A 13,075-nucleotide genomic window follows, 5' to 3' on the forward strand; every position below is an offset into this window, starting at 1 on the left:
GGCGGAGATCGCCAACAACTCCTTCCTTACCCCAGGTAATACTTGTCGGTAACTACGTCTAGCGGCGGTCGGCCGGGGGCCTTTACGGTGCACGCATGCCGCCGAACCTGCCCGATGTCGTGCTGTGGTCCATACCTGCATTCGTGCTGCTCACCGTCGTGGAGATCGTGAGCCACCGGATCCATCCTGCCGCCGACGGGGCCGAAGCCGGGTACGAGACGAAGGACGCCGCCACCTCCGTCACCATGGGGCTGGGCAGCCTTGTCTTCGATCTCCTGTGGAAGATCCCCATCGTCGCGATCTACACGGCGGTGTACGCGCTGACGCCGCTGCGCATCCCCGTCCTGTGGTGGACGATCCCGCTGATGCTGCTCGCGCAGGACTTCTTCTACTACTGGTCGCACCGCGGGCACCACGTCATCCGCATCCTGTGGGCCTGCCACGTCGTGCACCACTCCAGCCGCAAGTTCAACCTCACGACGGCGCTGCGCCAGCCCTGGACGAGCCTGACGGTCTGGCCGTTCTACGTCCCGCTGATCGCGCTCGGCGTGCATCCGGCGGCGCTCGCGTTCTGCTCGTCGGCGAACCTCGTCTACCAGTTCTGGATCCACACCGAGCGCATCGGGAAGCTCCCGCGCCCCTTCGAGTTCGTCTTCAACACCCCCTCGCACCACCGCGTCCACCACGCGTCGCAGGGCGGCTACCTGGACCGCAACTTCGGCGGCATCCTGATCATCTGGGACCGCGTGTTCGGCTCCTGGGTCGCCGAGACGGACCGCCCCGTCTACGGCCTCACGAAGAACATCGCCACGTACAACCCGCTGCGGGTCGCCACGCACGAGTACGCGGCGATAGCCAAGGACCTCAGGAAGGCGACCAGTTGGCGCGAGCGGGGCGGCAGACTGTTCCGGGGTCCCGGCTGGCAGCCGCAGCCGCCGGTGGCACCACAGGGGGCACCCGAGCCGGTGACGGAGCCGGTGACGGAGCCGGTCCCGGAGAGCGCGGTATGACCGCTGCGGGCAGGGCGAGGCTGCTTCTCGTGGCCTTCGGCCTGGTGGCACTGGGCGACCTGACGGCGCTTCTCGCGGACTCCGGGGCCGTTCACGCCGTCTTCAAGCCCCTCCTCATGCCGCTCCTGGCGGCGTACGTGCTCACCGTCAAAGGCCCGCGCCTCCTGACCGCAGCGCTCCTCTGCGGCTGGGGAGGCGACGTCCTGCTGCTCTTCGACGCAGACCTCGCGTTCCTCGCCGGAATGGGCTCCTTCGCGGCGGGCCACGTCTGCTACCTCGTCCTCTTCAGGCGCCACGGCACGTCACGCGCGCGTGGCGCCTGGCTGGTGGCCGCGTACGCCACGGCCCTCGTCGGCACGGTCGCCGTGCTCTGGCCGGACCTCCCGCCGGACATGCGCGGCCCCGTGGCGGGCTACAGCCTGCTGCTCACCGCGATGGCGTTCGGCGCGACGAGGCTGGGCCTCACGGCGGCGGCCGGCGGTGCGCTGTTCCTGCTCTCGGACACCCTCATCGCGACCGGCGTCGCCGAGTGGCCACAGGCTCCGCGCCCCGACTTCTGGATCATGCTCACCTATATCGCCGCACAGTTCCTGCTGGTCAACGGCGTGCTGGCCGCGCAGTCCGAACAGACACAACCGCCCCGGCAGCCCACGCGGCTCACCAGCGAATCGGCACCGGCAACGCGGTCAGCAGAGCCGACACCGCCACCACGACCCCGAGCACGATGACCTCACCGCGCGCGGGGGAGTACGCCGACACCGGGTCGGCTGACCGGCGCAGCCGCCGCCGCGCGAGCAGCGCGAGGACGGCCACGGCCACCACGAGGAGCACCTTGGCGAGCAGCGTGCGCCCGTAGGCCGTCTCCGTCAGCTGGTCGAGGACCGTGCCCGGCGGCATCCGGCGCAGGGTGCTGCACACCCCCGTCACGGTGATCGCGGCCAACAGGACGGCCGCCACGCGCGCGTAGAGCCCCAGTACGGCCGCGCCCGCCCCCGGGGCCGACGTCCGCCACAGGCGCAGCATGCGAAGCACCTGCAGCAGGCCACCCGCCCACAGCACTCCGCAGGTCAGATGCACCAGCGTCAGGCCCGAGCCGACGAGCGGGGTGTCCTCCACCGGGGGATGGGCCCGCAGCGCCTCTGCCGCGATCACCGCGGCCAGCGGAAGGGCCGCGGTGGACGGGCGGCGCGAACGCGAGCAGAGCAGCGCCACGATGAAGGCGTTGACCTCAAGGAGCGCCAGCCTCCCGTCCCGTGACGCGTAGAGACCGCCGATGTCCATGTCGGACAGCTGATGCGGCACCAGATTGCCGGTGGCCACCACCGAGGCCAGGCCGAGCGCGGCGACGATCCCCGCCACCGCCGCGTACGTGGACCAGCTCCGCGGCGCACGGTCCAGCGGCGCCCCCGGCACCCGGCGGGCCAGCCGCGTCGCGTACACCTCGCCCAACTGCACGCAGAGGGCGGCGAACATGACCGCCCGCAGGAACGTGATCCCGGCCGTGCCGGGCGCCTCGGCCTCCCCGGTACCGCTCAGCGCCGCCGACGGGCCGAGCAGCGGAACGGCGGCGGCGACGGCCACCAGGACGAGCACGGCGACGGCACGGGCCGTCGAGGGGCGGCGGCGCGGGGCGCGATGCGAGGTGCCCGGCGTGCCGAGGGGCGTCCCGGCGGCAGCGCCGGCCGTGGCCTCGCCGCCGGGCTCGGCGGACGGTTGTATGGAGCTCACCACACGATCTTCACCAGGTGCGCCCTTATCGGGCAAGTCCTGGCAAACAACTGGCGGAAGCACATTCCGCCCGGCCTGGGTCCCGCGCCCGGCGCCCCGGTTCGCGTTACTCCGTGGCGGCGGCGGCCCACCCGAGCTTGATCTCCTTCTCGGGCTCGGACGGCAGGAGGTCCCAGCCCAGCGGGGTCGCCGTCCGCACCACGTACGCACCGCCCACGCCGCGGTAGAACCGCAGCGGGACCACGCACTCGGTGGGCAGTTCGGGGGTCTTGGGGTCCTTCGGGGCGGACAGCTTCCTCGTCCACTTGTCGAGGTGCCGGTCGACCCGCGCGCGGTAGAAGTCCGCGTCCCCCTCGTGCCGCAGCTCGGGCCAGGTCACGGCCCACAGCGGCCACAGCTCCATGCGGCCGAGGGTCGCGTCCATGACCTTCTCGAAGCCGCGCTCGTAGCCGGGAACGAGGTACGTGAAGATCTCCGTGATCATGGCGAACGCGATGAGGACGATCGCGAACGCGAGCCACAGCACCCACCACACGGGCAGCACGATCACCGTGGCGACGAACTGCGTCACCAGCTGCCAGGTGGGCCGGGCGGGCCGGGGCACCCAGCTCTCCGTGTCGACGGATCCGAACGCGGGGTTCCGATACTCATACATGGGACGAGATCCTCTCGCGAAGGGCCGGGCGGCACGCAACCGCCCGGCCCGGCTCGCCTCGCGAACCCGTTACTTCCGTACGACTTACTTCCGTACGGCCTACTTCCGTACCGCTTACCTCCGGACGGCGTCGAGCGCGTCGATCATGCCCACGCCGTAGAAGCCGTTCTTGTTCTTGCCGCCCTGGCAGACAGCGTCGACCTTGCCGTCACCGTCGATGTCGTACGGATCGGTGCACTTCATGGCGTCGGCCTCGCCGTAGAGCAGAGCCTTCACCATCGCCGACGACGCGTGCGGATGGGCCGACTTGACGAGCGCGGCGACCCCCGCGGCGTGCGGTGACGCCATCGACGTCCCCGCCTTGTAGCCGAACTTGCCGCCCGGGAGCGTCGACAGGATGCGGCCGTCCGTGGCCGGCGCGTCCGGCGTCTGGTACTTCGTCGAGTCGCCGCCCGGCGCCGCGATGTCGATGACGCCGTTGCCGTAGTTCGAGTACGAGGACTTGATGCCCTTCGCGCCCGTGGCCGAGACGGTCACGACACCCGGAAGCTGCGACGGGAGGTCGAAGCAGTCCTTCGTCTTGATCGTCCGGGGCACCGGAGTCGTGTCGTCCGGGCTGGAGTCGTCGAGGATCTCGTCCTGCGCGAGGTCCGTCTTGGCGTTGCCGGCCGCCGCGACGTTCACCGCACCCTTGCGCTCCGCGTACCGGGTGGCCCGCCCGACGGCGTCGACCAGAGCCTTCTGGTCGTCGTCCGTCTTGCAGTTGAACAGCCACGGGTCGGTGTAGTAGCTGGAGTTGGTGACATCCACGCCGTGATCGGCCGCCCACATGAAGCCGCAGACCACGGCCTCCGTGTAGTACATGCCGGTCGCCGGCTCGGCCACCTTCAGGCTCGCCACCTTCACGCCCGGAGCGACACCGGTGACGCCGGTGCCGTTCTTCGCGGCGGCGATCGTGCCCGCCACGTGCATGCCGTGGTCGCTCTCCCCGCTCACCGGACGCCACGCGTTGTCCTTCTGCACGGGCACACCGCCCAGGCAGCTCGCGGACGCCTTCGCGTCGAAGTTCGGCGTGATGTCCGGGTGCGTGTCGTCCACGCCGGAGTCCAGGACGCCGACGGTGACCCTGGAGCTGCCGAGCGACACCTCGTGGGCCTTGTCCGCCTTGATGGCGGGCAGGTCCCACTGGAGCGGCTCCAGCTCGTCCTGGCCCGCGCCCGCCTTCCCGGCCGCCTGCTTCGCCTCGGCGGCGGTCAGCGGCCGCTCGGACTCGAGCGCGTCGTCGGACTGCGCGGACAGCGGCGCGGTGCGGGTCGCCCCGGCCGACGCGACGCCCTTCACCCCGCGGATCTTCTTGGCGAAGTCCGCGTCCGACGAGTGGACGACGATCACGCCGATCCTGTCGTACGCGATGACGACGGTGCCGCCCGCCTCGGCGATGGCCTTCTTGACGTACGCCGACGTCTTGCCCGACGGCGAACCGCCGTGACCGGCGCGGACGTTGACCACGTAGCTCATCGACGTGCCGTCCGCGAGGGCGGACGCGACGGACGACACCGGGGAGTTCTGCTGAGCCGCGGCATCGGGCTGAGCCGACGCCGTGCCCGGCAGGAAGGCGACGGCCGAGGCCACCGCCATGCCGAGCGGAAGTGCGAGCACGCGACGGGAGCGCGTGAACGGTGCGGTCATGGTGTGGGTGCCCTTCACTTCTTCACGGCGTCGAGCGCGTCGACGATCCCGTTGCCGTAGAAGCCGTTCTTGTTCTTGCCGCCCTCGCAGACCGCGTCGACCTTGCCGTCACCGTCCGGGTCGTACGGCACCGTCGGGCAGCCCGGGTTGTCGGCCTGCTTCTTGAGGAGCCGCTGCAGCTCGGCGGGGCTCGCCTTGGGGTGCGTCGACTTCAGGAGCGCGGCAACGCCCGCGGCGTGCGGCGAGGCCATCGAGGTGCCCTGCAGCCAGCCGTACTCGTTGCCGGGCATCGTGGAGAGGATGCGGCCGTTCTTCGACGGGGTGTCGGCCGGGATCTGGTACTTGTCGCCGCCGGGGGCCGCGATGTCGATGACGCCCTTGCCGTACGTCGAGTAGTACGACTTGAGGTTCTGCACGCCCGTCGCGCTGACCGTGACGACGCCCGGCAGCTGCGTCGGGATGTCGAAGCACTCGGAGGGGTCGATGGTGCGCGGCACCGGAGTCGAGTCGTCCGGGCTCGAGTCGTCCAGGATCTCGTCGGAGGCGAGGTCGTGGTTGGAGTTGCCCGCCGACGCGAGGTTCAGGGTGCCCTTCTTCTGGGCGTACAGCTGGGCGCGGTTGACCGCGTCGACGATGGCCCGCTGGTCCGGGTCGTCCATGCAGTTGTAGAGCCACGGGTCCACGTAGTAGCTGTTGTTCGTGACCTCGATGCCCTTGTCGGCGGCGAACACGAAGGCGCAGACGACGCTCTCCGGGTAGAACAGCTCACTGACGGGGTCGGCCACCTTGATGCCCGCGACCTGCACGCCGGGCGCGACGCCCGCGACGCCCACGCCGTTACGGGCGGCGGCTATCTCGCCGGCCACGTGCGTGCCGTGGTAGTGGTCCGGCTTCTCCGGGCGCCAGGCGCCGGGCGAGGTGTCCGCCTTGCCGCCGACGCAGCTCGCCGACTGCGAGGCCGAGAAGTTGGGCGCGAGGTCCGGGTGGGTGTCGTCGACTCCGGTGTCGATGACGCCGACGGTGACCTTCTTGCTGCCCGGGTTGATCTTGGCCGCCTTGTCGGCGCCTATCGCACGCAGATCCCACTGGTCGGCCTCGAGCGGCTCGGCGGCCGGACCGGCCTGCGCCTTGAGCGCCTTCGCCTCGGACTTCGACAGGAGGGTCGGTGCGCCCTCCTCCGTGGTGCCCGCCGCCGCCAGGGGCGAGGTGCGGGTCGCGCCCGCGGACTGGACGCCCTTGACCTTGCGCAGCTGCTTGCCGAAGTCGGGGTTGGCCGAGTGCGCGACGATGACGCCGATCTTCGGGTAGGCGACGACGACGGTGCCGTCCGCCCTGGCGATCGCCTTCTTGACGTACGCGATCGTCTTGGAGTCCGTGCGGGTGTTGACGACGTACGCGAGCTTCGGGGACTCGGCCTTCGCCGACGCGGTGGCGGGTGCGTCGGGGGCCGCAGTCGCGATGCCCGGAGCGAAGCCGACCGATGCCGCCAGCGCGATGCCGAGGGGCACGGTGAGCGCGATTCGGCGTCTGGAACGCAGATGAGCCATGGGGTCTCCACATCATCCGGATACGTGAACTGCCCGAACACAACTAGTGATCGGGCAGGTACATGACGGGGCGTGCAGAGTGAAGCTATCCCCAGAACTCCCAGGCCAGCAACGGATTCCGGAAGAAAGCAGTGCGTAGTGCCGCGCCGGACGTGCCGCCGAGACGTTGAACAGGTAACGGAAGCAACATCGACCCCTGTCGGATCACGTCCCGTGGCCTTAGCATCGCCATCCGTGGCTTGAGTGATCCGCGTCACTGCCGGATCGAAGAGAGTCAATGGATCAGCTGTCCGTCCCCACCGCACCCGCACCACGAGGAGAAGACTCCGTGGCCCCCGAAGCATCCCCACCGTCCAAGGACGGAGAAGCCCCCGCTCGCCATGCACCGTCCACGGAAGAATTCCTCCAGGAGCAAGCGAGTCCCGAGTTCGGTGAACTCCGCAAGGCGCACCGCTCGTTCGCCTTCCCGCTGACCGTCGCCTTCATCGTCTGGTACCTCGCGTACGTGCTGCTCTCGAACTACGCGGGCGACTTCATGGGCACCCAGCTGTTCGGCAACATCAACGTCGCCCTGGTCCTCGGCCTCGCGCAGTTCCTGACCACGTTCCTCATCGCCTGGTGGTACTCCCGCCACGCGGCCACCAAGCTCGACCCCAAGGCCGAGGCGATCAAGTCCCGTATGGAGGGCGGCGCATGAGCCCCGCGCTGAACACCACAGTCCTGGCCGCGGGTGAGGCGAGCGAGCACCGGCCGCTGATCATCTCCCTGTTCGCCGTCTTCGTCGTGGCCACCCTGGTCATCACCGTCTGGGCCGGCCGCCAGACCAAGAGCGCCGCCGACTTCTACGCGGGCGGCCGCCAGTTCACCGCCTTCCAGAACGGCCTCGCGGTCTCCGGCGACTACATGTCGGCCGCGTCGTTCCTCGGCATCGCGGGCGCCATCGCGCTCTTCGGATACGACGGCTTCCTCTACTCCATCGGCTTCCTGGTCGCCTGGCTCGTGGCGCTCCTCCTGGTCGCCGAACCGCTGCGCAACTCCGGCCGCTACACGATGGGCGACGTCCTCGCCTACCGGATGCGCCAGCGCCCCGTGCGCACCGCCGCGGGCACCTCCACGATCATCGTGTCGATCTTCTACCTGCTCGCCCAGATGGCGGGCGCGGGCGTCCTCGTCTCGCTCCTGCTCGGCATCACGTCCGACGCGGGCAAGGTCGGCATCGTCGCCCTCGTCGGCGTCCTGATGATCGTGTACGTCACCATCGGCGGCATGAAGGGCACCACCTGGGTCCAGATGGTGAAGGCCGTCCTGCTCATCGCGGGCACGCTGCTCCTCACCTTCCTGGTCCTGTTGAAGTTCGACTTCAACGTCTCGGACCTGCTCGGCACGGCCGCCTCCAACAGCGGCCAGGGCACGAAGTTCCTTGAGCCGGGGCTGAAGTACGGCGCCACATCGACCTCGAAGCTGGACTTCATCTCGCTCGGCATCGCCCTGGTGCTCGGCACCGCGGGCCTGCCGCACATCCTGATCCGCTTCTACACGGTGCCGACCGCCAAGGCCGCGCGTAAGTCCGTGAACTGGGCGATCGGCATCATCGGCGCCTTCTATCTGATGACGATCGCACTCGGCTTCGGCGCCGCGGCGCTCATCAAGCCGGCCGAGATCATCGCGTCCAACCCCGCGGGCAACACGGCGGCGCCACTCCTCGCGCTGCATCTGGGCGGCGTCGACTCCTCGTGGGGCGCGATCCTGCTCGCCACGATCTCGGCGGTCGCCTTCGCCACGATCCTCGCGGTCGTCGCCGGTCTGACGCTGGCCTCGTCCTCGTCGTTCGCGCACGACATCTACGCCAACGTCATCAAGAAGGGCAAGGCCACCGAGAAGCAGGAGATGAAGGCGGCCCGCTGGGCGACGGTCTTCATCGGCATCGTCTCCATCGCGCTCGGCGCGCTCGCCCGCGACCTGAACGTGGCCGGTCTGGTCGCGCTCGCCTTCGCCGTCGCGGCGTCCGCCAACCTGCCGACGATCCTCTACAGCCTCTTCTGGAAGCGCTTCACCACCCAGGGCGCGCTGTGGTCGATCTACGGCGGACTCTTCACCGCCGTCTTCCTGGTGCTGTTCTCGCCGGTCGTCTCGGGCAACCCGAAGACGTCGATGTTCAAGGGCGTCGACTTCCACTGGTTCCCGCTGGAGAACCCGGGCCTCATCTCGATCCCGGTCGGCTTCCTGCTCGGCTGGCTCGGCACGATGCTGTCCAAGGAGGAGCCGGACAAGGGCAAGTACGCGGAACTCGAGGTGCGCTCCCTCACCGGTACCGGAGCCCACTGACCCTCTCTGAACGCGCAGGTCAGCGGCCGCGTCGTAGATCGTTGGTAGATCTCTACGACGCGGCCGCACCGCTCCTCGTGGGATCGGGCCCCCGCCGTTGTCGGTCCCGTCACGTAGGCTCGTGGTATCTGAACCGAACCGGCTGAACCAGGATCAGGGAGGGGGCCCACGTGCTCATCGACACCTACGGCCGAGTGGCCACCGATCTGCGGGTTTCGCTGACCGACAAATGCAATCTGCGGTGCACGTACTGCATGCCCGAGGAGGGCCTGCAGTGGCTGTCCAAGTCGGAGCTCCTCAGCGATGACGAGATCGTCCGCCTCATCCGCATCGCCGTGACCCGGCTCGGCATCACCGAGGTCCGCTTCACCGGCGGCGAGCCGCTCCTGCGCCCCGGCCTCGTCGGCATCATCGAGCGCTGCGCCCAGCTGGAGCCGCGCCCCAGGATGTCCCTGACGACGAACGGCATCGGCCTCAAGCGCACCGCCGCCGCCCTCAAGGCCGCGGGCCTGGACCGGGTGAACGTCTCCCTGGACACGCTGCGCCCCGACGTCTTCAAGACCCTCACCCGCCGCGACCGCCACAAGGACGTCCTGGAAGGCCTCGAAGCCGCCCGTGACGCCGGCCTGACCCCGGTCAAGGTCAACACGGTCCTGATGCCGGGCCTGAACGAGGACGAGGCCCCCGACCTGCTCGCCTGGGCCGTGGAGAACGACTACGAACTCCGGTTCATCGAGCAGATGCCGCTGGACGCCCAGCATGGCTGGAAGCGCGACGGAATGATCACCGCCGGTGACATCCTCACCTCGCTGCGTACGCGCTTCGAGCTCACCGAGGAGGGCTCCGGCGAGCGCGGCTCCGCGCCGGCCGAGCGCTGGGTCGTGGACGGCGGCCCGCACCGCGTAGGCGTCATCGCCTCCGTGACCCGCCCCTTCTGCTCGGCCTGCGACCGCACCCGCCTCACTGCCGACGGCCAGGTCCGCACCTGCCTGTTCGCCAGGGAGGAGACCGACCTCCGAGCGGCCCTGCGGGCGAACGACGAGGCCGGCACCGAGGGCTCGGACGAGGAGATCGCCCGCATCTGGAAGCTGGCGATGTGGGGCAAGAAGGCAGGCTCGGGCCTGGACGACCCGAAGTTCCTGCAGCCGGACCGCCCGATGTCAGCGATCGGCGGCTGAGCGTTCGCTTGGGCTGTACGATTCCTCCGTCGTGAACCGGTGGTTGCCGGTCACGAGGAAGGGCCCGGCTCCTGCCAGAGCCAGGCCCTCCGCACAGTGATTCACGAGCCCGGTCGCCCAACACTCGACCGGGCTCGCTGCGTACAGCAGCGCCGGTCGCGACCGTCTCATGGGTGGGCGCCGAGCTTTTCCTTGAACTTCGCGGCATGCGTGAAGCCACCGACAGCCGCTGTCAGGCGGCGAGTTGGGCGGGGGTGGGCGATTGTGCGGGGGCTGTGGGGCTAGGCCTCGGGGGATTTCCATTCGGCGAGCGGCACGACATCCTTCAACATGCCGCGTACGCCGAGGAATTGAGAGAGGTGCTCGCGGTGTTCACCACATGCGAGCCACGTCTTGCGGCGCTCAGGAGTATGGATCTTCGGGTTGTTCCAGGCGAGCACCCAGACCGCGGCGGCGCGGCAGCCCTTGGCGGAACAGATCGGTGTTTCGTCGCTCACGAGTTACGTCCAAGTGCGTTCAAAACAAGGCGACGCCGAGCAGCCACGGGGGGAGCTGCCCGGCGTCGGTCTGTCGCTCCGACGGGGGATGCGGAGCGCGTACGAAGTATGTCATGGGGGACCCTGTACCCGGGACCTGAACTACATGATTCATCTGAGGATTTCTTGAGCTTGGCGCAACGTCGACGGTCAGTTCTGGTGGCCTGACGGAGCGTTGGGCTCGCCCGGCGAGGAGCCCGCGCCGGCTTCCGGGACGGGTTCCGCGGCCTCGGTGCGCAGGGGTGGCGGCGCGAGTACCGGCCGGGACGGCGCCGGTACGAAGGTCGACGGCAGTGAAGGAGCGTTCTCCCGGCCCGCGTTGGCGATCACCACGGAGATGTACGGGAGGAGGATGCCGAGCACCAGTGCGACGAGGGCGACATGCCGCTCGACGTTCCACAGCACCGCCGCGGCAATGACCGAAAGAGTACGGATCGACATCGAGATCACGTACCGCCGCTGCCGGCCGCGCACGTCGTCCGCGAGTCCCTGCCGGGCCCCTGTGATCCGGAAGACCTGGGCGCCGCTCTGCTTCCGCATCACATTCCACCGCCTGCTCACAAGAAGCCGGGCACTCCCCGGCCCGGACCAGGTCCACGTTACGCCGGGGCTGCGCAGCCTTCGAGACCGGGGCGGGCCTCTTCTCGGTGTCCTGTCTGCGTCATGCCACGTATGGGGGTGCCCGACATGCGCCGTATGGAGGATCGGCCGAGACTTGCCGTAATGCTCATGTTGAGCCGAATGAGGAGGCAGCTATGAGCTGGTTGTGGGCCATCGTCGTGGGATTCGTGCTGGGGCTGATCGCCAAGGCGATCCTGCCCGGGAAGCAGCACAGTCCGCTCTGGCTGACCACGATCTTCGGCATCATCGGCGCGATCATCGGCAACTCGCTTGCCTCCGCGTTCGGCATCGATGACACCCGGGGCATCGACTGGGGCCGACACGCCCTGCAGCTCGTGGCGGCCCTCGTCGTCGTGGGCGTCGGAGACATGGCGTACAAGATGATCAAGGGCAACAGGCAACGCGCCTGACCTGCGAGTACGTGACATGCGAGGGGGGCCGGTCCCTGAGGACCGGCCCCCCTCGCACGCGTACGGGAACGCGGGTCAGCCCGCGGTGACCTCAGTGACCTCGACCGCGGCCAGGTTCTTCTTGCCCCGGCGCAGCACGAGCCAGCGTCCGTGCAGCAGCTCGTCGCGGGACGGGACGGCGTCCTCGGCGGTGATCTTCGCGTTGTTCACGTACGCCCCGCCTTCCTTGACCGTGCGCCGGGCCGCGGACTTGCTCGCCACCAGGCCGACCTCCGCGAGGAGGTCCACCACCGGGCCGAGCTCCGAGACCTGGACGCGCGGCAGCTCGGAGAGGGCCGCGCTCAGCGTCGCCTCGTCGAGGTCGCCCAGCTCGCCCTGGCCGAAGAGCGCCTTGGACGCGGCGATCACCGCGGCGCACTGGTCGGCGCCGTGCACCAGCGTCGTCAGCTCCTCGGCGAGCGCACGCTGGGCCGCACGGGCCTGCGGACGCTCCTCGGTGAGCTTCTCGATCTCCTCGAGCTCCTCGCGGGACTTGAAGCTGAGGATGCGCATGTACGTCGAGACGTCCCGGTCGTCCACGTTCAGCCAGAACTGGTAGAACGCGTACGGCGTGGTCATCTCCGGGTCGAGCCAGACGGCGCCGCTCTCGGACTTGCCGAACTTGGTGCCGTCCGCCTTGACCATCAGTGGCGTGCCGACGGCGTGCACCGCGGCGTCCGGCTCCAGGCGGTGGATCAGGTCGATGCCCGCAGTGAGGTTGCCCCACTGGTCGCTGCCGCCGGTCTGCAGCGTGCAGCCGTAGCGGCGGTACAGCTCCAGGAAGTCCATGCCCTGGAGGAGCTGGTAGCTGAACTCCGTGTACGAGATGCCCTCCTGGGACTCCAGGCGGCGGGCCACGGAGTCCTTGGTCAGCATCTTGTTCACGCGGAAGTGCTTGCCGATGTCCCGCAGGAACTCGATCGCGGACATGCCCGCGGTCCAGTCCAGGTTGTTGACCATGACCGCGGCGTTCTCGCCCTCGAAGGACAGGAACGGCTCGATCTGCCCGCGCAGCCGGGACACCCAGTTCGCGACCGTCTCCGGGTCGTTCAGGGTGCGCTCGGCGGTCGGCCGCGGGTCACCGATCTGGCCCGTGGCGCCACCGACCAGCGCGAGCGGGCGGTGCCCGGCCTTCTGGAGCCGGCTGACGGTGAGGACCTGCACCAGGTGCCCGACGTGCAGGCTGGCCGCGGTCGGGTCGAAGCCGCAATAGAACGTGACGGGACCGTCCGCGAGCGCCTTGCGCAGTGCATCTTCGTCAGTGGACAGGGCGAAGAGACCCCGCCACTTCAGCTCGTCGACGATGTCCGTCACGGTCTTGTGTCTCCTTGAAAGGT

13 protein-coding genes are annotated in these 13,075 nt (G+C 69.3%); 6 read left to right on the top strand and 7 right to left on the bottom strand.

Translation table 11 applies throughout. The features are described 5' to 3' along the window. Positions 1 to 95: 95 nt before the first annotated feature. Positions 96 to 1,010: a sterol desaturase family protein gene (locus OG302_RS31970; RefSeq protein ID WP_371529938.1), complete on the top strand. Its 915-nt coding sequence runs from the start codon at positions 96 to 98 to the stop codon at positions 1,008 to 1,010. Beyond that, positions 1,007 to 1,738, top strand: coding sequence for a lysoplasmalogenase (locus OG302_RS31975; RefSeq protein WP_371529939.1), 732 nt, complete (start codon positions 1,007 to 1,009; stop codon positions 1,736 to 1,738). Before OG302_RS31970 ends, OG302_RS31975 begins: the two co-directional genes overlap by 4 nt. Here OG302_RS31975 and OG302_RS31980 read toward each other — a convergent pair. From OG302_RS31980 to OG302_RS31995, 4 genes are all read right to left on the bottom strand, one after another. Further along, positions 1,668 to 2,741: a CopD family protein gene (locus OG302_RS31980; protein WP_371529940.1), complete on the bottom strand. Its 1,074-nt coding sequence runs from the start codon at positions 2,739 to 2,741 to the stop codon at positions 1,668 to 1,670. The genes OG302_RS31975 and OG302_RS31980 overlap by 71 nt on opposite strands. A 103-nt stretch (positions 2,742 to 2,844) precedes the next feature. Further along, on the bottom strand, positions 2,845 to 3,393 hold the full coding sequence (locus OG302_RS31985) for a hypothetical protein (protein WP_371529941.1): 549 nt from the start codon (positions 3,391 to 3,393) through the stop codon (positions 2,845 to 2,847). 114 nt (positions 3,394 to 3,507) lie between these two features. Continuing rightward, a complete protein-coding gene (locus OG302_RS31990) occupies positions 3,508 to 5,082 on the bottom strand; it encodes a S8 family serine peptidase (RefSeq protein ID WP_371529942.1) in 1,575 nt (524 codons plus the stop codon). Between the two features lie 14 nt (positions 5,083 to 5,096). Further along, on the bottom strand, positions 5,097 to 6,629 hold the full coding sequence (locus OG302_RS31995) for a S8 family serine peptidase (RefSeq protein WP_371529943.1): 1,533 nt from the start codon (positions 6,627 to 6,629) through the stop codon (positions 5,097 to 5,099). Positions 6,630 to 6,957: 328 nt separating this feature from the next. Here OG302_RS31995 and OG302_RS32000 point away from each other — a divergent pair, with 328 nt between their 5' ends. The 3 genes from OG302_RS32000 (at position 6,958) to moaA (ending at position 10,132) form a co-directional block, all read left to right on the top strand. Beyond that, complete coding sequence (locus OG302_RS32000) at positions 6,958 to 7,326, top strand: DUF485 domain-containing protein (RefSeq protein ID WP_371529944.1); 369 nt, start codon at positions 6,958 to 6,960, stop codon at positions 7,324 to 7,326. Next, positions 7,323 to 8,954: a cation acetate symporter gene (locus tag OG302_RS32005; protein WP_371529945.1), complete on the top strand. Its 1,632-nt coding sequence runs from the start codon at positions 7,323 to 7,325 to the stop codon at positions 8,952 to 8,954. Before OG302_RS32000 ends, OG302_RS32005 begins: the two co-directional genes overlap by 4 nt. A 170-nt stretch (positions 8,955 to 9,124) precedes the next feature. Continuing rightward, complete coding sequence (moaA, locus tag OG302_RS32010) at positions 9,125 to 10,132, top strand: GTP 3',8-cyclase MoaA (protein ID WP_371529946.1); 1,008 nt, start codon at positions 9,125 to 9,127, stop codon at positions 10,130 to 10,132. Between the two features lie 281 nt (positions 10,133 to 10,413). Here the strand turns inward: moaA and OG302_RS32015 are convergent, their stop codons facing one another. Together OG302_RS32015 and OG302_RS32020 are read right to left on the bottom strand one after the other, a co-directional pair. Further along, positions 10,414 to 10,629: a hypothetical protein gene (locus OG302_RS32015; protein WP_371529947.1), complete on the bottom strand. Its 216-nt coding sequence runs from the start codon at positions 10,627 to 10,629 to the stop codon at positions 10,414 to 10,416. Positions 10,630 to 10,818: 189 nt separating this feature from the next. Then, positions 10,819 to 11,208, bottom strand: coding sequence for a DUF3099 domain-containing protein (locus OG302_RS32020; RefSeq protein WP_371529948.1), 390 nt, complete (start codon positions 11,206 to 11,208; stop codon positions 10,819 to 10,821). Between the two features lie 215 nt (positions 11,209 to 11,423). Between OG302_RS32020 and OG302_RS32025 the strand changes: the two genes are divergently transcribed. Next, positions 11,424 to 11,699: a GlsB/YeaQ/YmgE family stress response membrane protein gene (locus OG302_RS32025; RefSeq protein ID WP_371529949.1), complete on the top strand. Its 276-nt coding sequence runs from the start codon at positions 11,424 to 11,426 to the stop codon at positions 11,697 to 11,699. A gap of 75 nt (positions 11,700 to 11,774) precedes the next feature. Here the strand turns inward: OG302_RS32025 and tyrS are convergent, their stop codons facing one another. Further along, the gene (tyrS, locus tag OG302_RS32030; RefSeq protein ID WP_371529950.1) at positions 11,775 to 13,052 is read right to left on the bottom strand and encodes a tyrosine--tRNA ligase; all 1,278 of its coding nucleotides are present in this window, start codon (positions 13,050 to 13,052) and stop codon (positions 11,775 to 11,777) included. Positions 13,053 to 13,075: the final 23 nt, after the last annotated feature.

It is taken from the genome of Streptomyces sp. NBC_01283 (assembly GCF_041435335.1).
Classification (GTDB): domain Bacteria; phylum Actinomycetota; class Actinomycetes; order Streptomycetales; family Streptomycetaceae; genus Streptomyces.

Bases quoted from the DNA above. Each gene is read 5' to 3' on its own strand.
- OG302_RS31970 (WP_371529938.1), top strand. From the start codon at position 96: ATGCCGCCGAACCTGCCCGATGTCGTGCTGTGGTCCATACCTGCATTC.
- OG302_RS31975 (WP_371529939.1), top strand. From the start codon at position 1,007: ATGACCGCTGCGGGCAGGGCGAGGCTGCTTCTCGTGGCCTTCGGCCTG.
- OG302_RS31985 (WP_371529941.1), bottom strand. From the start codon at position 3,393: ATGTATGAGTATCGGAACCCCGCGTTCGGATCCGTCGACACGGAGAGC.
- OG302_RS31990 (WP_371529942.1), bottom strand. From the start codon at position 5,082: ATGACCGCACCGTTCACGCGCTCCCGTCGCGTGCTCGCACTTCCGCTC.
- OG302_RS31995 (WP_371529943.1), bottom strand. From the start codon at position 6,629: ATGGCTCATCTGCGTTCCAGACGCCGAATCGCGCTCACCGTGCCCCTC.
- OG302_RS32005 (WP_371529945.1), top strand. From the start codon at position 7,323: ATGAGCCCCGCGCTGAACACCACAGTCCTGGCCGCGGGTGAGGCGAGC.
- OG302_RS32020 (WP_371529948.1), bottom strand. From the start codon at position 11,208: ATGCGGAAGCAGAGCGGCGCCCAGGTCTTCCGGATCACAGGGGCCCGG.
- OG302_RS32025 (WP_371529949.1), top strand. From the start codon at position 11,424: ATGAGCTGGTTGTGGGCCATCGTCGTGGGATTCGTGCTGGGGCTGATC.